The organism is Sulfitobacter dubius (genome assembly GCF_027214245.1).
Lineage (GTDB): Bacteria > Pseudomonadota > Alphaproteobacteria > Rhodobacterales > Rhodobacteraceae > Sulfitobacter > Sulfitobacter dubius_A.
The window spans coordinates 48132-67018 of sequence record NZ_JAPWHM010000009.1; the positions used below are offsets into that span (position 1 = coordinate 48132).

At 54.1% G+C, this 18887-nt stretch carries 12 protein-coding genes; 5 read left to right on the plus strand and 7 right to left on the minus strand.

Going from position 1 to position 18887, the window contains the following annotated elements; genetic code table 11:
- Window positions 1-463: 463 nt before the first annotated feature.
- The 3 genes from O4H31_RS17615 to O4H31_RS17625 are packed head-to-tail and all read left to right on the plus strand — an operon-like array spanning window position 464 to window position 3314.
- Window positions 464-2215 carry a pilus assembly protein TadG-related protein gene (locus O4H31_RS17615; RefSeq protein ID WP_269347905.1) on the plus strand — a complete coding sequence of 584 codons (1752 nt, stop codon included), beginning with the start codon at window positions 464-466 and terminating at the stop codon, window positions 2213-2215.
- Window positions 2212-2745, plus strand: coding sequence for a TadE/TadG family type IV pilus assembly protein (locus O4H31_RS17620; protein WP_269347906.1), 534 nt, complete (start codon window positions 2212-2214; stop codon window positions 2743-2745). Before O4H31_RS17615 ends, O4H31_RS17620 begins: the two co-directional genes overlap by 4 nt.
- Window positions 2742-3314: a TadE/TadG family type IV pilus assembly protein gene (locus O4H31_RS17625; protein ID WP_269347907.1), complete on the plus strand. Its 573-nt coding sequence runs from the start codon at window positions 2742-2744 to the stop codon at window positions 3312-3314. The genes O4H31_RS17620 and O4H31_RS17625 overlap by 4 nt, the downstream gene beginning before the upstream one ends.
- A gap of 46 nt (window positions 3315-3360) precedes the next feature.
- On the opposite strand, the gene O4H31_RS17630 is transcribed toward O4H31_RS17625, so the two are convergent.
- The 7 genes from O4H31_RS17630 to O4H31_RS17660 form a co-directional block, all read right to left on the minus strand.
- Window positions 3361-6393: a DUF4214 domain-containing protein gene (locus O4H31_RS17630; RefSeq protein ID WP_269347908.1), complete on the minus strand. Its 3033-nt coding sequence runs from the start codon at window positions 6391-6393 to the stop codon at window positions 3361-3363.
- Window positions 6394-7153: 760 nt separating this feature from the next.
- Complete coding sequence (locus O4H31_RS17635) at window positions 7154-8311, minus strand: helix-turn-helix transcriptional regulator (RefSeq protein WP_269347909.1); 1158 nt, start codon at window positions 8309-8311, stop codon at window positions 7154-7156.
- Between the two features lie 286 nt (window positions 8312-8597).
- On the minus strand, window positions 8598-9323 hold the full coding sequence (locus O4H31_RS17640) for a helix-turn-helix transcriptional regulator (RefSeq protein ID WP_269347910.1): 726 nt from the start codon (window positions 9321-9323) through the stop codon (window positions 8598-8600).
- A 257-nt stretch (window positions 9324-9580) separates the two neighbouring features.
- Complete coding sequence (gene pelG, locus O4H31_RS17645; RefSeq protein ID WP_269347911.1) at window positions 9581-10999, minus strand: exopolysaccharide Pel transporter PelG; 1419 nt, start codon at window positions 10997-10999, stop codon at window positions 9581-9583.
- A complete protein-coding gene (pelF, locus tag O4H31_RS17650; protein ID WP_269347912.1) occupies window positions 10996-12504 on the minus strand; it encodes a GT4 family glycosyltransferase PelF in 1509 nt (502 codons plus the stop codon). The genes pelG and pelF overlap by 4 nt, the downstream gene beginning before the upstream one ends.
- 699 nt (window positions 12505-13203) lie before the next feature.
- Window positions 13204-14124, minus strand: coding sequence for a hypothetical protein (locus O4H31_RS17655; RefSeq protein ID WP_269347913.1), 921 nt, complete (start codon window positions 14122-14124; stop codon window positions 13204-13206).
- 92 nt (window positions 14125-14216) lie between these two features.
- Window positions 14217-15638 (minus strand): polysaccharide biosynthesis/export family protein, encoded by a 1422-nt coding sequence (locus O4H31_RS17660; RefSeq protein WP_269347914.1) that lies wholly within the window; start codon window positions 15636-15638, stop codon window positions 14217-14219.
- Between the two features lie 235 nt (window positions 15639-15873).
- On the opposite strand from O4H31_RS17660, the gene O4H31_RS17665 reads away from it, so the two are divergent.
- A complete protein-coding gene (locus O4H31_RS17665) occupies window positions 15874-17586 on the plus strand; it encodes a hypothetical protein (RefSeq protein WP_269347915.1) in 1713 nt (570 codons plus the stop codon).
- Complete coding sequence (locus O4H31_RS17670) at window positions 17586-18875, plus strand: tetratricopeptide repeat protein (RefSeq protein ID WP_269347916.1); 1290 nt, start codon at window positions 17586-17588, stop codon at window positions 18873-18875. Before O4H31_RS17665 ends, O4H31_RS17670 begins: the two co-directional genes overlap by 1 nt.
- Window positions 18876-18887 lie beyond the last annotated feature (12 nt).

The window sequence follows — 18887 nt, forward strand, 5'->3', positions numbered from 1 at the left end:
CCTATTGTCGGGGTCAAGAAGGGTGCTCTTCGCAGTTGCCGAATGTTGGGCTGTTTCGTGTAAGAATCACAGCAGGCATTGCTTCAGCCTCCAAGTAATTGCGAAGATGGGAGCGAGAACTCTGACGATCGCTTATAGCCACCTGCGCCCAAACACCGTCCGATGCGCCAACATATTGCCAGGACGAGACCAGCCATTTCATAGAAATACCAGACCATGCCGGGCATGCTGACCAGCTACCGCTGGACCTTTGACACCAATCTTTACGATTTATTGTGTGATAGGATCATGCGGATGACGTTGTTAGCCATAGCGGTTAAGGAGCGTGTTTTGCGCAGAAAATGCCGCAATTCCGCCCATTTAACTACATAGAACAAAGGGACGATGCTTTTTAAGAGCTATAAAGCCTCCCTTTGGTCATTGGACCTGGATGGAGGTCCAATTAGAAATAGAGAACTTTACGATGCTCAAAGATGCACTAACCTGGATTTCAGGTAGGCTTTTCGCGTTTCAGAGAGACGAAAACGGAGCGATACTTCTCCTATCCCTGATGTTGTTCGTAGGTATGGTCGTATTTGGTGGCCTTGCTGTTGATCTTGCTAACCATGAGCGCACCAGGACCACCTTCCAAACCCATCTCGATAACGCTGTGCTTGCCGCAGCAAGCTTGTCTCAGGTTCTTACGCCGGAAGAAATCGTTATGAGCTACATCACGTCTGCAGGCCTGGACGCATCGGGAGTAAAAGTAACAACATCCACCGAAACAATTGGCGACATCGTTGTGGGGCGCACTGTTCATGCCTCTATGGATGAAAGTATCGGGACCTATTTTTTCCGATTTTTCGACTATGATGAGCTTGGCATGAGTATCGAATCCCAAGCGACAGAACGCGTTGAAGATATTGAAATTTCTCTGGTTCTCGATGTGTCAGGGTCCATGGGGTGGTCTGCCTCAGATGGCAGCGGTATTAAAATTAACGCTCTTAAAACGGCTGCATCAGATTTTGTGGACGCCGTTCTGAGCGAGGCCGAGGAGGGGCGTGTATCGATTTCAATTATTCCCTATGCGCAGAAGGTGAACGTCGGCCCCGACCTTTTGCGACAGTATAACGCCACACAAGAGCATAGTTACTCTAATTGTGTGGATTTTAGTTCTCAAGATTTTGATAGTCTCGCAGTCTCTTCCGAAGCTGAAATCCAGCGAACAGGACATTTCAGAAACTCCAACCGATCTTACCCTAATCAGGGGAACAAGACCTATGGGAACTGGGTCTGTCGCACCGACCCAGGATTTAAAATTACGCCCTTATCAAGTAACGCTACCGAACTGAAAGCCAATATCCAAAACCTCTATCCAGATGGGACGACCTCTATCGAAATCGGGGCCAAGTGGGGTCTCGCGCTTCTTGATCCATCTGCTCAAGAACCAGTGTCTGCACTTGTCTCAGAGGGCATTGTACATCCTGCATTCAGTGGGCGGCCACATCCGCATAATGCAGACAACAACATGAAAGTTCTCGTCATTATGACCGATGGCGAGAACACGGAAGAGCAACAGCTACGTCCAGGATATATCTCAGGGGAATCAGACCTCTTTAAATTCACGGGCAACGGGGGTCCATATTACAATGTTTCATCAAACGAGAGATATGGCGCTGATGATGGTGACGGAACGTTTGGTGAAGAGTACTTTTACGCATCTTACCCTGAGGTAAGTGACGGTAAAGGAAACGGTAAAGGAAAGAATAAAAAGAATGATACGGAGGGTAACGAAGATGGCGATCCTTTCTGGAACAACGACCCTCTCGACAGCAATGAACAATTTTCTTCAGAGACCTATGCTGGCGGAAACCTTACATGGGCTGAAGTCTGGGCTGAGATGTCTCCATTCTATTACGCATACAACATGCGCGCCCGCCAGCTGAACAACTCAAGATACTGGTACTACAGCATGTGGGACCAGTGGAATGACATAATAGTAGAGATAGATCGTGACGAAAAAGATACGCGACTTCGCGCTCTCTGCAACCTGGCGCGTCAGGCGGGTATTGTCACCTACACCATTGGTATGGATGTAACTAAATCCAACTCACTAGAGATCCTGAAAGACTGTGCTTCAACAGAAGCGCACTATTTCGATGTTGAAGGAATGGAAATCCAGGCGGCTTTCGAGATGATCGCAGCGTCAATCTCCATGTTGAGGCTGACCAAATGATCAATAAGCGCAAACTGGATTTTTTTCAAAGGTCGGAAAGCGGGAGCGTTACGCTCGAGTTCGTGATCCTCGTTCCGGTCGTTTTGTATCTCTTTTTTATGGCGCTCGAAACCGGACTTTGGAGCGCACGAGAAGTCATGTTGCGCCGTGCGACTAATATGGTTGCGCGCGACGTGCGCCTGAGTGCGGCGGATCCCCCAAACTACCAAGAAATGAAACAGATGATCTGCGAAAGGTCATTTTTCAGCGCGGGGTGCATGAGCTCTATTCGCATCCAGATGCAAGCTATGTCAGTCTCGCAATGGGGTAATATAACAGGGGCGGCTCCTTGCATCGACCGAGAAGAAGACTTTGATCCTGCAAACACTTTCATTCCCGGTCAGCAGAACGAACTGATGCTCGTTCGCGTGTGCCGGCTCTTCGATCCCCTCTTGCCTGGTACAGGTCTCGGCCGCGAACTGCCTGAAAACTCTGATGGTGAGTACGGCGTTCGGATCACGACTGCATTTGTTACGGAGCCTCGCGGATGAACTTTTTCAGAGCAAACATCCTTTCGTTTTTCAGAAAAGAGGATGGAAGTCAGTCCATCGAGTTCGTCATCGTGGTTCCCCTCCTTGTTTGGAGTATCTGTAGCATGCTGGCTTTCACCGAGTCTTTTCGCGTGCGCGGGGTCGCCGTGGATGCAACATCCGTTATCGCCGATACCATTTCTCGGCAAACTACCCCGATCGATGCAAACTACCTTAGAGGTCTTCAAACTGTCGCAGGACAGCTCACCAGATACGGCGAAAATGTAGGCCTGCGGATTACACAGCTGCGCTGTGTGAAAGATTGTGACAAACCTGCAGAAAGGGTCCTGAATGTTGTGTTCTCTGAAGGCCGAGGTCTTTCCAGTCTAACAGACTCTGACTTTGCCAGTGGAAAGTTTCGCGACCGTCTGCCTGCACTTTCACAAGGTGATCGCGTCATCTTGGTAGAGACCTCCTTTACACATAAGCCGATACTGAACGTGGGCCTCGAAGAAACCCAGGTTGAAATGTCGCAAACCACGCGCATGCGCTTTGCGCCACAGCTTTGTTGGGAAAAGTGCGCAATTTGAATCAGAGTGCTCCTCATAACGATGGGGTCGTATGGGCTTCCTAAGATCAAAACAGCAAGCTGGTATCGGTAATGCCAGAGACGCCTGACAATGTAATGGTATCGCCAGAGGAAAGATCGAGGACCGTATCCAAACCAACTTTACCATCCACATCCGCCTCGGTGTGAGAGGTGATTGTCAGCCCGGCTTGCAAAAGCAGGGCGTCCTCTCCGACCGAGAAATCGGCAATGCTGTCATTCCCATCTCCCGCGGCAAAAGCGAATGTGTCGGCATCCAGTCCACCGTGCATCCAGTCATTATCGCTGCCGCCTGTGAGGGTGTCATTGCCAATGCCGCCCACAAGGATGTCTGCCCCGATACCGCCGTCCAGCAGATCAGCACCATTTTCGCCCAATAGGGTATCGTCCCCGCCGCGGCCTTCGAGGACATCATCCCCCGAGCGGCCGTTGAGAACATTTGCTAGAGCATCTCCACCAATAAAGTCATCAGAGCCTGTGCCTCGAATGCCTTCTACATTGCGGATGAGATCATTGTTGCCCCACCCATCTGTCGCGGTTGCATATCCGCTACCGTCGACCAGTTCCATGTCAAGGTTCAGCGCGAGTGTGCCGCCATAGTTGGCATCTTGGTCAAAGCGAACTTCATCTATCCCCGCCCCTCCGTCGATTGTATCTGCGCCATCAAGGGGAGAAATAATTTGGCGTCCAGCGCCGCCCGTAATGGTGTCGGCAACCTGCGTGGCTCTGAGTTCTCGAATGCCTGTGAACGTATCGGTGTCGCCGAAGGGGTCCAACACCGTGCCCGCTCCCTCAGTGGTGGCATCGAATATCGCCGTTATGCCGCCGAAGCCACCGACGCCTTCAGATAGATGGTAGTGGAGACGATCCTCTCCATCCCCCCCATAGATAGTGTCATTTCCTCCATAAGGGTCAAAAGCTTCGCCTGTATCGGTTTCATCTGAGCCGATCAGAAGGTCGTCAAAATTTGTTCCGTAGACACGTTCTATTTCGATGAGGGTGTCGGTGTCGCCATAAGCGTCAGTTGCAATACCTGTTGCCAGATTAACCGTGACCCCTTGGGTTCCTCCGTTCAAATACTCCTCGATATAGTTTGCTGCATCGCGAAGAGAATTGTCATCATCCGTTGTGGGGCCCCCATCGAGGGTGTCGTTCCCACGGCCGCCGGTGAGTTCATCTGACCCTTCAAACCCCAAAAGAAGATCGTCTCCATCTTGTCCTTTTAGGACGTCGTGGCCTAGGGTTCCTTCGAGCCGTTCAGAATTATTTGTCCCCACCACCTCGAAATAGGGCACGAGGGTCCAAAGCCCCACTGAGGTGTTCGAGAAGGTCATTTGCTCCACACTCGAAATGATATCGACGCCGTCTCCATCAACGCGACTGTCAGTGACGGTATAGGTGCCATCACCGTTTGAAGTAACAGAGTAATCGGTGTTGGCGCCCGATAGGAGCAACTCGTCGTGCCCGAGCCCGCCAACCATAGTGTCATTGCCGCGGCTTGCGACAAACATGTCTGCGCCACCGCCACCATCTAGTTGATCTGCGCCATCCCCGCCATCCAAGCGGTCAGATCCGGCGTGCCCAAACAAGATGTCGTCTCCTTCCCCCCCGCTCAGATCATTTGCGTTTTCACTCCCCGAGATCGTATCGTTTCCAGCACCTCCCGAAGCGTTTTCGATATTGATCAGAACGTCTGCTCCAACCCAGGGGCCCCCATAGGCAAAACCCACTGGTGTATTTGCAGCCAATCCTTCACGCGTTAAGACTGCTGCGATGAAAGCATCATCTGACCGATCAATCTCGCTCAAATCGATGCCTACAGGTTCTGAGGATGTGAGCGACGGGTAAGAAACGGTGTCTGTTCCCGATCCCCCATCGATAAAGTCATCGCCTCCGCCGTTGCCCGCAACAATAAGATCTGCGCCTCCACCGGCGTGTACTGCATCATCACCATCCCCAATGGTGACAGTGTCGTTGCCACTTCCGCTGGAGACGGTGTCATTGCCGCTGCCCGTAACGATTGTATCACTGCCGGAGCCGGTGGTTACCGTGTTGTTCCCTTCACCGGCATCGATGTCATTGGGTCCATCTCCCGCTGTGATGATATCATTGCCCGAGCCGGACTTGATCACAGTCGGACTATTGCCAGGCAGGGTAATGACTTCATCTGAAGTCGATCCGGAGCGGTCTACCCTTTGAACGGGGTCGGCCGGGGTTTCAGCGACATCGGTAATCACTAGGCTGAACGAAGAACTGTCGTCAGGTGTGCTGCCGATTGTAGGGTCATCAACACCCACCATAACATCAAGCTGAGCGGCCGTTTCGAAGTCGAGTTGGGTGCCCGCTTTGAGAAAAAGTTTATTGCCTTCAATCTCGAACAAGCCAGCATCACTGCCTGACAGAGACAGCGTGTTTTGCCCCAGATCATCGTCCGTAATGGTGATTTCCGCAACTTCAATGCGAGAGGATGTATCTGCACCCTCGCTCAATGAATTCACTGTGCTGGTGATGCTCAAGCTCGGCGCATCGTTAAAGAAGCTGTCTAATGCGTCTCTTGCGGCGCCCTGCGGCCCGACGCTTGCGGGATCAGCCGTTGCCAGAGCCAAAGCCGCACGGGATGATGCTATCCCTTCCGGTGTAAGTCCAAAATCGGTTTCATTGTTTGCTAGGTCTGTCCAGCGCAAGGCCAATTCAACCTTATTTTCTAGTATGTTGATATCGTCGCCCTGCGCACCGTTAACAATATCATGAATGGCGGTGCCAATGGGCAGGCCCGATTCAATGACTTCCGTCCAGAAAGCCAGACCTGCAGCGTCTGGCTGCCTGCCAAAGAGATTGTTGTAAACATCGGTAAGGAAAGACCCTAAGTCACTGCTATCAGGATTCTTTAGGTATGGGTATTGTGCCAGCGTTTCTGCCTGAGAAGCAAAGTCTTGCGCTGCTTCTTGTATGGAAAAGCCCCCTTCAAGGGCATTTATCCAAAATTCCAAGCCTCCAGGTTCAGGGGCGCGACCGAAATATCCGATATAAAGTTGCGTGATTAGCGCCTTGTAGTTTTCCATTGCAGACACCCCTTTTGGAGAGATTTTGTGGAAGACCTTCGTAGGAACAGAAACGCATTTTTGCGCGCCTTAGCTCTTCTTAAGAAGGCAGAACAAATTGGCAGCACCAAAGTGCCGCTTTATTATGCTGAAAGATAAGTATCCTTAAATCCATCCCCCATCTGGGGGATGGCCAAACTCTCAAAGAGGCTCCGAAGGAAATCTGGGAAACCTTGTCGAATGAGGGGAAGGGGTTGGGTTTGTGGGCAGGATGGGTAAACTCCGCGGGTGCTCAAGCAGCCTGCCTTTCCAGGTCTCCGTCATTTAATAAAGAAGCAGGCGTGGCGGGAGAAGGTTCTCGCGGTGGGCGCTGCGGTTGTGTCCCATTTTCCAAGGGTGAACCGGAGAGGGGCTTTCTGTGGCAACAATGACAGCCCGTTCACCGAAGCCCTATTCCGGACCAAGAAACGTCGCCCAGGCTGGCCGAGCAAGAAGTATGGCTGCTCGAACAGGTGCACAGATTTGGATGAGTTCTTTGCCCACAGGCGTAGCTGGCAGCACTTGTGCAGCATTTTCGGCCGAAGCACTCCGGACACGCGCGACGGTGGCTATGCCCCCCTCTGAATCGCGCCTCCGCCATTGTGTTTAGGTAGGGTCACAAAGCCCGGAGTGGCGGTCTGGCAAATACCGCAATTGGTAACCTGCCGGACTCGTGTTGCTTTAAGAGTAAAAGCGCGATTGTTCAAATTCAGGCGCAGCCAGGCCGGTAGTACAGATGGGCTTATATTATCGGCGGAGAAAACTGAAAAATCCTCCAAACAAAAGAAAGACGATTTTTACAATTGCATTTTTGATAAATTGAACTTAGTTGGGTTTTGACGGTCTCTGGGCTTACATCAAGGTTCAAAGCAATTTCTTTGTTGGTAAGTCCTTTTATTAAAAGCTTTGCCAATCGTTTCTCTGCACGCGTCAAGCGGTAGGCATGTGCCAGCGCATCGGTATTAACTTTGATGGGTTGGAGCGGATCGATTGTCGTAAGCAATGCTCCAGTCAACCCTCTTTCAAGTTCGATATTTGCATCCCGTAATGGTGATACAATAGCTAAGAGCGTGGAGTCGGTCCTATCGCCGGGGATTTCGAGGATTCTAGAAACCTCATCATTTTGCCCTTCAGCTGTAAGGCTTATATCATTGATCGAGCTTGCCAATTTTAACTGCGCGGACTCCGTTACACATGTCAGGTAGTTATCTTCTTTCAACCGCAATCCGCGGTCCGCTGAGATCAAATCGGCCGCAACCCTATTTTTAAGGATCACCTCGCCGCTCTTTAATACAACAAACACCCCCGTCTCAATCTTATCGAGCACAGAAAGGGCGGCATTGTATTTCCTTCGGAGACCTGAAGTTAACCTGTTGAGTTCAATTGATTTCGCTAGATGAGGACCTATTTGACATGCGAGAGCTTTAGTATGTACCGGCATTCTTCTAACATACTTGGCGCCGAAGAAAAAAATTGCCCCCCGGTAGACACTCGGGTCATCCGATAAATTCACGGTTGCTCGACGGAACCAGCCTAACTCCTCAAGAACCATTTTGACTTCTGGTCTATTCCGATAGTTCGCATCAATTTTCCAGATATCGCTATCATACAGAACTTCGAAGGCGTTTGCCCCGTGGGCGGCGGCAAGACCTTCGTTGTCGAAGTTTGAGCCACGGCCCTCTGCAGCGATCCTGTTATATCTTTGCAAAGTTTCTGCTGCCAATTGAATGGAAGTGCTGGTAGCTTGAAGAGCGTAGCTTACTTGCCTCAACTCAGAAAACTCGTAGAGAATTACAGCCTCTGCGGAGATCGTCTTGCCGCAAACATCAAGCGCCTTGTGCCAATGCGCGTCTGAAAATGATGCATCATAAATTGACGTGATTGTCGAAGGTTCCAGCATTCCGGTACTCCCCCATTTCTCCCGTCCTTCTATACTGCCGAATACTGAACGACCTGGCTAGGCTTGGAATACGCCCCAAGGAGTTGTGGTGAGATAGGTGATGCCAATGATTTGGTGCAGATGATTGCTTTCCTGGAACTTCCAACCGTCAAGCAGATCCCAAGTATAGCACCGCGCCGCTTACGCTGCTCTCAGAAGCCAACAGCCACGCCGCTTGGGCAGCAGGACAAATCGTTTGGTCACTCTTTGAGGCTGCGCGCTGCAGCTGTCTGCGGCTTTAACGGGGTCAGGTCAGCGGCGTTTGTGTATAGAAGTTTTGTGCGCTCGGCGTACTTAAGAGATCCCGAGCGAGCAAAGCGGCTTGGGTCCGGTTGTCGACATGCAGTTTGCGCATGACTTGACGTACGTGGCTTTTTACCGTGGCTTCAGAAAGTGCCAAATCTCGGGCGATCTCTTTGTTAGAGTGGCCATTTGCAAGACCATAGAGAACTTCATACTGACGGCGGGTGAGGTCAGGATTGTCGAAGCTTTCCTCGCCAAGCACTTGGATCGGCGTCAAAGTCGTATCCGCTGGTTGCGGCAAATAGGACATTTCTGAAGGAGCAGCCTCAGAGGCACGCATATGTGGGACATAACGCCCGCCTGCGATAATGAAGCCAAGCGCTGCGGAGAGAACTTCAGGTGTCTCTGAGACATTCAACACGCCATGCAAGCCCACGTCCAAAGCGACATTGATACATTCAGCGGATTGAGTATCAACAATCACGGCCACCGGCTTGTTTGATATGCGCATTGCCGCGTCAATACGCGCGCGCCCCTCGACGCTTCCAATGCGCTGTGATCCTAAAACGATGAGTGTGAGAGCGGGCGCGCAGGCATTCATTTTCAGTTCGGTGCATTCCCGGATAGCAAAGCCATTTGGTGCAGCCCAAGCGCTCAGCTGATTGGCGTATGCTGCCCGCCTGAAGGGCAGTGTATCGAGCAGTATAATGAAGGGCTCTTGATCTGACATGTATCAATACCTTTGGACTAGGCAGGCGTTCTGGAATGTAGCCGAGTGCCATTGTCCATTGTAATCAGATCTACTGGGCCTGTTAAAAAGTATCAGATAGCGATGAAAATTGGCTAAGACTGTAGCGCCATTATGCCCATAATGAGGCTTGAAAATCAACGTTCACGAGGGAGTGGATGGCCCATACAGGCCGCGTTGCGGCCTGTATGCGTAAAAAAAATTCACTTAATATATTGTTTTTAAATAATTATATTTATTTACTTGTGGAAGAGAGCTTCGTTTCCGGTGAGATAACAATGCCGCAAAACATCGCGCAGTGTAGCGTGAGCGTATATGGTGGCGGCGATGCTCGCCAGTGCCGAAGCGATGGTGAAGCCAAGCGCGGTCGTGCCATAGACAGCAGATAGAATCGCCGTACCCGCCACGTTCGTCGCCAGAAACAGCAACTGTAAGGCCAAGAAGGCCTGTTTGCGATTGCACAAAATGAGTACCGCTGAGGTGGATAGGAATAAAATGTGCAGCAGCGAGCCGATAAGCGCAGTCCGTAAGATCAAAAACTGGTCGAGCAAAAGGCCCGCGAGAGATGCGGCAGCAGGGGCTAGTAAAAAAAGCAGGCCCGAGAGGGCGAGTTGCGTCAACAAGGTGCGATGAATGCCCTTCCAAAGTTTTACGGACAGCGCTTCTCCAGCCTGCTCTGCGGCCTTCAGCGAAGCGCCATTGGTCAATATGCTTTGGAATTGTGCCATTGCATGACGGGCAGGGCTTTCAAAATGAACAGTCAGGGCGGCGAGGCCGGGAACGGCTGAAAGATGCGCAAGAAACAAAGCGCTGTCATACGTCGGAGTATGTGCGAATCCAGCCGTTGAAACCAAGCCATTGGGCCCGGCCCAAGCAATCCATTTATCAGCCCAAATTCCAGTGATTGCCAAAAAAGCCCCGGCGGCGAGGGGCCAGGTAGCCCTTGCGGTTTTTCTCAGGTCAACGACTGTCTTGCGAAGTAAAGCGGGAGGCAGACCAATAGCGCAGAATGGGGCCAAACAAAGAGCAAAAGAGAGGGCGATTCCGGCGGTGAAGCACCACACGAGAAGGGCGCCGCTGATGGAGATTTGGATACTGAACTGGCACAATGTCAGAGCCAGGACCATGCCCGCGGCAAATGATAAAACCAGATGCGGGCGAAGCCGGCAGGCATTCATGATGGTAAATGCTGTCCACATCATAGCGGAGGAGGATGTTAAGACAACAAAGGCCAGCGCGAGCTCAGGATCGCTCAACCCCAAGGTAAATACCACCACTACAGCCAAGGCTTGAGCCATGATGCCTGCCAGTCCGCAGGTGACGAGCATAAGCGCCGCTACGCCAGAATCGTGAGGAGGCGGTTCTGCAGCACTGGTGATCAAACGTGCCGCGGTCACTCCAAGGGGGGCCGCCACCATAGGGGCGATCATAAAGGCATATACCACCGTAAGACGAATATCTTCCAAAGCTTCTGGGGTAAGCCACCGTTCAGCAGTCCGCCCTATTAAAGCCAGCGTCACAACCGCGAGAACCCATGGTCCTGCTGCGACGATCAGGGCTTCCAGAACCTTGCGTATTGGAGTCAGTAGCGGTCCATCAAGCCACGAATTTGTCTTGGCCGTGGCCTCATGAAGTCTGTTTATCCAGCGAGGGTTCATGGAGAAAGCTCGCGATAAAGAGCCCCATATGCAGCGGCGGATATTTCCGAGGTGAAGCTGGTTTCCACACGTTTGCGCAATGCTTCCCCGCAGGACTTGCGCAGGGCGTCATTGGACAGCAAGCGAATGACGGCGGCACCCAGAGCCTCCGGGTCCATTGGCGGCACCACAAAGCCACCTCTCCCGAGAGCAGGGACCTCCTCTGCCGTCCCTTCCAGGATTTCTCGGCACGAACCCACGTCGGTTGCCACACAAGGTATGCGCGCGGCGCCAGCTTCGAGCAAGACGAGGGGCTGGGCTTCACTGATTGAGGTTAAGAGCATGACATCAAGAAAGGGAAGAATTTCAAAGATGTTCATGCGGCCTGTGAAGCGCACGGTATCGCCCAGTTGTAGTTCGGCTACGCGGCGTTTGCATGCTTCAAAATAGCTTGGGTCTTCGTCGGTTGGGCCGATAATCAGCACTTCTACGTCTGATACCGCTTGGCGGATGACCGCGGCGGCGCGGATGCAGTTTTCGATGTCCTTGATGGGCACCAGCCGTCCGATCAGACCCACGGTAGGGCGGGCTTTATTCTGTACAGGGCAGAGCCCTTCGAATTTTTCCAACATGATGCCATTGGGAATGATCGACATCTGGTCGTCACGCGCGCCCAAGGCGCGCTGGAAAGTTTGGTTTGCCCCGTAGAGCGTTGTGATGCGATCCGCCTGAGCGTAGGCGACTTGGGCAAAGCTATCAAACATCTGGGTCCATAGATCGCGGACGTCGCGACGCCTGTCATGAACGGCAAACCCTTTGTGAATGCGATCCTCCAACCACTCGGCCATCAGCAGATCAATCCGTCTTTCATTCGTATAGATGCCATGTTCGGTTATGGCCGAACGTGCTTTCATCTCGCGGGCGGCGCGAACGGCATAAAGTCCGGCATATCCTGTTGATATCGCATGATAGATGTTTGCTTGGGGGAGGGGGGCCGACAAAATAGACATTACGCCGCCTACGAGGGTGCGCCAGGCCCAGAATGTGTCGCTATAGGAGGCTTCAGGGGCTAGCGCGCGCGCGCAGATATTGAGCGCCTCCCATGCAGGTTGCGAGGAGATAAAATCAGCATGGTCGGGCTGTGCTATTTGCCAGGGCAAAGCGGGTAGGTTGCGTCCTATGGGGGTGGTCGCGATTTGGCAAAGCGTTTCAAAAGCATTCCCATCGGCCGCGCCCCAAAAACGCTGGAGAGCTTCACCATAGATCTGGCCGTCAATTAGCGGGCGGCCAATACGTGGCCGGCGGGCCTCAGGTGCCAATGGTAGAGCACGAAAATCAGAGACATTTGGGGGGAGCTCATATTTGATCTCGCGGGGATGGTGATCTGCGGTGATCGCCACGATCGCAAACGTAAGGTCGGGCTGAGCGCGAATGAGCCAGTCCAGCCAAGAAGAAACGCCCCCTGTGATAAAGGGGTAGCATCCTTCGACGACGATGCAGACGTCCGCTTTGTCTTGCGCAGTCATGTTGGCACCCTATCGGGGCAAGTCGGCGCACTATGCGCGATCCGTTCAAGGTCCAACAATGTTTGTCGGTCCACAAATCCCGACTTTGAAATCGTTTGGACTTCGGCGGCCAGCGCCGAGGCGCTCAAATCGGTTTCTTTTGTCATCACCTTTCGGGCGCGATGAGCGTAAATGTCACGCAGCTGTGTTAAGACGGCAGCAGATTGGGCGCGTATGGCAGGGATGTCAGAGGCTTGAGCGCGGTCTAGAGCGGGGCGCAACTCCGGAGTAAAGTAACGTGCAATGGCCGCCAAAGCGGCTTGCTGGTCGCGTAGGTTTCCCGAAGAAAATACCGTCACAAGCGGTAAGACGGCTCGGTCGCGCATCAGCGGTCGGCGCCCTTGGGCAATGTCTTGAGCGATACGCTCTGCGCGTGTTGGCGCGGAAAGGATCGGCTTTGGGGTGGGCTGTGCGGTCCAACGCAAGGGCCCTGTCACCAAGAGTAAGACTGGACCACAAAGCGGACCGAGGGTCACCGCGGATATGGCAAATAAGATGGCGGCGGGACGGTCGAGGATTATCAATGTGCTTACAAGAACTGTAACCAAGCCTGCATATAGAACCACCGCAACCCAAAGACCGAACTTGAGCGCAATGAGTGCTGTGGCCAGTCCAATGAGCGTCATGCAAATTGCGCAGGCCCGTTGCAATGGGATGGGATTATTCACGATCCCAAGTATCAGCCTGACGGCTTTCTTCCGCATCCAGTTCGCGGCTCAGGCGCTCAATGGCAATGCGGGACAGTTCTGATATGATTTCTATGCTGGCCGCGGCGGCATCTGCGCTTTCGCGGTCCGGCGCATAAAAGATCACCAAGGCCGACATATCGTTCTGTGTTCTTGGTCTCTGGCGGGCGACCCGCACCGCGCCCTCTTGAGTGACCCCTAGGTCCTTTAGCAATATTGTCTGTGAGCGGCCTTTTTGACCTTTAAGGTTTTTTGAGATCAGCTGGGCCAAAGTGATGGCATCAGTCTCATCTTCAGGGGCTGTTCCGATCACAAACTCACCGCGCCCTTGGGCCGAGACGACCAAGGCCACCGGACCTTCAAAAAGGGCGTCGGCGGCGTCTTCAAAGCTGTGCGGCAGATCTGCGCCATTTGATCCTGCCAATGCCGCAAGTTCGGGCAGGGCGCGGTGGAAAAGGTCTTCTTTGGGAGCGGTAGGGGGGGCTGGGGCCAAATGCGATGCGGCTTCGCTTTCCAGCGTCGCCACCATGCTATCCATACGTTCTACCTCATCAGCAAGGCTGGCTGATATCCCTTCAAGCCGGGCGACTTCAGCGCGTAAACCGTCGGCCTCTTCGATTTCTCTTTGCCGGTAGAAGCCGATGATCAGGGCGACGACAAACCATTGTAAAGGGAGCACTGCCGCGCGGGCCGCGTAAACGGTAGCGCTTTCATCAATGAGGCGATCGGGCAGGCCGACCAAGAGGGTGGCGATGACACTGGTCATGGCCCCGACGGCGACGCCATTTTGCATCGCGGCAATGATGATCACAATCCAGAAGGGATGCAGGGCTAGATTGTCGAAATAGCCAGGCTCAAGAAACAGCATTTCTGCGCCGGCGATGATCAGCAGCAAGACAACCGATCCCAGCAATCCCCGTTGAAAGGTTTCGCGGGGGCGGGGAGTTTGATGAACGGTGTCGCTTTGCAGTCGCGTAGCGCTCATTCCTAATGGTCCTCAGCAGAGACAAGAATTGTATCATCGGGCGGCCCGATAATGACAAGGTCTCCTGGCAGTAAGGGGAAATCTTTGTGGACTTCAAGCGTTTGGATTTGCGACCCGCGGCGTCGTTCTACGCGAATGGTGCTATCTGCCGAACCGCCAAGATCCATGATCTGGGCTTCGACGGATACGATTTCTGCGTCCAACGCGTTGCGCTCTGCCAAGGTTTCGGCCACCGAGAGGGCAAGTTTGCTATCCGCTTGCGCATAAGAAAAGGCCACGTCACGGTCATGGCGATCAAGGGCATGACGGGCTTCAATGACACGGCTTTCTGCATCTTCCACGGTAAGATCAAGGTCGCCAAGCCGCCCGTTGAGGTTGTCAAAACGCAGTTCGTCATATCTGCGGCTGGTGCCACAGCGCCCCCGGCAGTCTGCACCGATGTCGGTCTCTAATTGATCGCGCTGACGGCTTAGCTGCTCATAGCGGGAGCGTACCAAATTGCGCCGCGTTTTGGCGATTTCCAATGTGCTCTCTAGATCGGTGCGTAGGGCGACATCTCGCGCCTTACGCAGCGCTGTTTCCGCAAGAGCGGCTTGGAGAACGGCAGTCTCACCTTGGACACGGTCGCGACCCAGCTGAGTGTTCAATGACTTGATCCGATCAGATGGAAGGCTCAAATCTTGCACGCCGGCACGCTGTGCTGTCAGGCGGGCGTGGCGCAACATGAGCCCCGCTCGCAAGGTTCGCAATTCACGGCTGCGGGCATCCAAAGCGCGATACAGGGCCGTATCTGCCGTGCCACCGCCTGCACCGGCTTTGGCCAAGAGCGCGCGCACGGAGAGGTTCGGGGTGAACTCATAGCTTCCCGGCGAGATTACGGTGCCTTGTATCAAGACGGGCGGCCGTGCATCGAATGATACTGTGACGGTGGCTGAGATATTCATTTCGGCTTCTAAAGCCGTGCTTACAGGGCCTTCCAGACATGCCGGTCCCTGCCCGGCCACGGGCAGGCGGCCGATACCAGGCACCGCGATTTCTCCTGCTGCATCCACGGTGAAGGTGCCAGAGAGATCACGTCGTTCAAAGCGTTCAGCGCTGTTGACCGCCCGAGCGAAGACCCGCAATGTGAGGCGGTCTCCGGGTACGACGAGGTCGGCTTCTGAGGCGCTGCGATCGCATGATTTCTTGGTGAAAGGCGTCTCAATCACGTTTGGCGGTTTTTCAACAGAGCGCGCCGCGGTGTTTACGAAAACGGGATCGGTGCGGGTGGCAAGGACTGGCGCTGTATGGTCTGCTGCCGCCAAATGAGTTAAAGCTGTTTTGGCGGGGATCCGGGTGGCGAGCGCTGGCAAGTTTTCGATGCCACCCACTGCCACCAATGCCACAAGGCCCAGTCCAGCTTTGGAAAGCGTCGCGGTTAGCATGCTGGTCCTTTCAATACGAAGGGAAGCCCTAACGTCTTAAGCAAAAAGTTTTTTACATTTTATGACTGCCTTATTCTTTCCACAATCCTCCATAAGGTGGGTCTCGCCCGTTTCATCTAGAAGTTATAATTCGAAAGGTGCATCGATGGCGTACTTTTGGCTGGGGGTGTCACTCTTTTTCGCGATCTGGTGGTCTCCGCGCGCATTAGAAGCAGCCTGCGTGGGGGAGCTGGCTTTGCCGAACCGTGTGATTGCACTGGTCGATCGGCGCGAAGAGACCTCTTTGGAAACGAGTCGCATAGCGCGCAATCTGGCAGGACCTTTGGCTCAAAAAGGGCTGTTTCCTCTTTATGTGGATGTCGCATCACCGCTTCCTGCGGCCTTTGAGACAGCCCCTATTGCTGGTGTCATAAGCTGGTTTTCTTCGGATGTGCCCGCCCCCCAAGCGCTAGAAGATTGGCTGACCGCAAGAGAGAGGGAGTGTGGCAGAGCGCTGCCCCATGTGGCGATCGGTGAAATAGGCGGCGCCCCTCTTTGGCATCAATTCGGCGTAGACCGGGCGCGAGCGGCAATCTTGCACGATGGCGCGCGTGATAAGATCAAGGCTGCACAAGACTGGATGCCCGAAAGGCCAATCACAGTGCCCCCGGGCTTGGTTGTAGCGCCTGTGGCGCCCCCAGGGGGCGTGCCGATTGTGCGGCTAAGCGGGGAAGATGAAATGCCGCGTACGTTGGGGTTTCAGCGCGGTGTTCAAACGTGGCTCTCGGACCGGCTTTTGGCGGATCGCGCAGAAGGGGCGGCCACCGCGGTCGATCTTGCGCGTGTTTTTTCGTCTTATACGGGCACAGGTCTCACTCCGGTACCAGACCTTGCAATGTTCCAAGGGCGTCGCATCGCGCTTTCAATGCTGCTTGCAGAGGGGTGGCAGCTTCGCGCCCCGCCTTCAGGGGGCGCGTCCCTTGGCATCCCGGCCTACGCTTTCGCGCGCGAGATCTTCGAGGCAAAAGGCGCCCCCATTACCTTTGGGTGGTCGGAGCCTTCTATCCAGGGGCCTTCCGATGAGCCCGGTGCTGCAGCCGCAGTAAGCGCCCTGAAAGAGGCACGTCACGTCCATAGTCTTCCCCTTAGCAAGACCGATGGGTTTTTGTCTTTTGGATCCCCTGCTGTTCTTCGGCTTTTACCCGCAAGCCAGGGAGAGCGAGATGCATCCCCTCTGGCTGATCAAGTCGCAGTCGCTCCGCTTATAGGGTCCTCAGGCTTTGGAGATCCAACTGGATTGTATGCGCGCGCCGCCGCGGTCGCAAGGAGCGGTGCGCCTTGGCCGTTCGCGCCAGATACCCTCGTGGTGGGCGCGCAAGATTTGCTGACAGAGGCCGGACGAGCAGCTGTGGTTGAGGTACGGGCGCTGCATGCGTCAAAAGATCGGGCTGCGATGAGTGTGGCGCAATACGCTGAGCTGCTCAAAGGTGCGGTGTCTACCCGTATTGAGCCTCTCGGCTCTTATATGTGGCGGGTCACCAATCGCGGTGCCTTGCACACATTGCGCTTTGATCGCCCAGGAAGTTTAACTCTGGATATGAGCCGCAGCACTGCTGTGTTGGGTTCTTGGAAGGTGGGCCCTGCGCTGTTTATCGCATTGGATCCGGGCGCTGAAACGGCTGTGATCGCTTTAGGTCCGGAGCTCAGCATTACAGATACGGCGTTGCAGGCAATCGAATTGGTTGAGGCAGGCCCAACGCTGGAACGCCTGGACCGTCACGGGTGTCGAACGACGGCTCTGGTCGAAGGCTCAGGCCAAATCACCGTCCGGGCACCGTTCAAACCCGAGATCTGGCTTGAGCAGGACCGTTTAACCGTTTTTCCGTCGGGGCCGAATTTATGGCAGTTTATGGTGCCGGACCATTCTGTAACATCAATGGGGCTAACCTTGTCGGTCGGGTGTCCCTAATGCGGGACCGTGATGTCGTGTTACCTCTTGTCCTGCTTGTGGCTTTTGGCGTGGGGGCCGCTTTTTTTCTGGTGCCCCAAGGAGAGCTAGATCAAGAGGCGCGCCTGACGTCATTGTCTGAGGCGCAAGCGCTTAACTTGCTCAATGCGGCAAAAGAACCTCTTTCACCCCCTCTTGCTTTTCGACAAGCGGAGTTGACGGCAGCAGCAGGCAACGGCGCATTGGCCGATAGACTGCTGGCAGGTCTCATAGCGCGCACCGGACAGACAGCCAGTATTGCGGCCGCTCGTGCCGATCTTGCGTTCCGCTCCGGTAATCTGCGACAGGGAGCAGATTACCTTGCCGCAGCTCACAGCCTTGTGCCCAACGACAGGCAGCGCCAGAAATTAGCCGATATCTACCGCCAACTCGGGGATAGGGCCGCAGAGCGTAAAACCCTCTCCAGTGTCCCTGTGACAGAGTTGTCAGCCTCGGAGCGCATGCGGTTGGTTGATCTTATGGCCGCTGATGGCGCGACCGCGGAGGCATTGGAGGTGGCGCATTCCGCTTTGTCACTGGCAGGGCAGGACGCACCTGCTTTAGCAGAACGCTTTGCCGCGTTAGCTCTTAGCACAGAGCAATCGGATCTGTTGATCCAAACTACCGCCACTTGGCTTATAAGACCAGATGGGCCGGCCGTGACAATGTCTATCGCCAAGGTGATGACGGTGCGGCCACGTCTCGCAAAGACGTTTGCCGCAGCTGTGGTCTCCCAAGTCCCGGAAGCCCGGGCTCTTTTAGCAAAAACATTTACGGAAGTGAGACTTTACGACGCTGCCCGCTTAATGCTTCAGCCTTGGGTGGATTTTGGCTCGATGACCCCCGAAGGGTGGGAGGCAGTTGTACTTTACGCCGATAGAAGTGGTGACACTGGCCCTCTCAAACATCTGCTGCAGCAAATGCCGGTACAAGAACAACCGCCAAAGAACGGGTTTTTGCCTCTTATACGATACGATGGCGAGGGCGCGCTGTTGCCTTACCAACTCTGGTTGACACCCGCGTATCTTGAAGGCGCTCCTTTGGTGGAAGCGGCGTGGGCGCTGACACGGCAGCGCCCAGATGAAGCTTTTTTTGCCTTGCAGCGGAGCATGCAAACGACACATGACCAGATGCTGTGGCATGCCCTTGCGCTTAGGTTGCATGGTACGGAATATTTTGACCGTCTGCAGGCACAGGCGGGCACGGCGTTTGACCTCAAGAGCCTGTCGCAAGGGGGGGTTTTCCCGGCAGCGCGTGATGCATTTCCATAACCAAAGAGCGCG

Excerpts from the sequence above, each read along its gene's own strand:
- O4H31_RS17640 (WP_269347910.1), bottom strand. The coding sequence starts at position 9,323 with ATGTCAGATCAAGAGCCCTTCATTATACTGCTCGATACACTGCCCTTC.
- O4H31_RS17615 (WP_269347905.1), top strand. The coding sequence starts at position 464 with ATGCTCAAAGATGCACTAACCTGGATTTCAGGTAGGCTTTTCGCGTTT.
- O4H31_RS17670 (WP_269347916.1), top strand. The coding sequence starts at position 17,586 with ATGCGGGACCGTGATGTCGTGTTACCTCTTGTCCTGCTTGTGGCTTTT.
- O4H31_RS17625 (WP_269347907.1), top strand. The coding sequence starts at position 2,742 with ATGAACTTTTTCAGAGCAAACATCCTTTCGTTTTTCAGAAAAGAGGAT.
- O4H31_RS17620 (WP_269347906.1), top strand. The coding sequence starts at position 2,212 with ATGATCAATAAGCGCAAACTGGATTTTTTTCAAAGGTCGGAAAGCGGG.
- O4H31_RS17660 (WP_269347914.1), bottom strand. The coding sequence starts at position 15,638 with ATGCTAACCGCGACGCTTTCCAAAGCTGGACTGGGCCTTGTGGCATTG.
- O4H31_RS17630 (WP_269347908.1), bottom strand. The coding sequence starts at position 6,393 with ATGGAAAACTACAAGGCGCTAATCACGCAACTTTATATCGGATATTTC.
- pelF (WP_269347912.1), bottom strand. The coding sequence starts at position 12,504 with ATGACTGCGCAAGACAAAGCGGACGTCTGCATCGTCGTCGAAGGATGC.
- O4H31_RS17635 (WP_269347909.1), bottom strand. The coding sequence starts at position 8,311 with ATGCTGGAACCTTCGACAATCACGTCAATTTATGATGCATCATTTTCA.
- pelG (WP_269347911.1), bottom strand. The coding sequence starts at position 10,999 with ATGAACCCTCGCTGGATAAACAGACTTCATGAGGCCACGGCCAAGACA.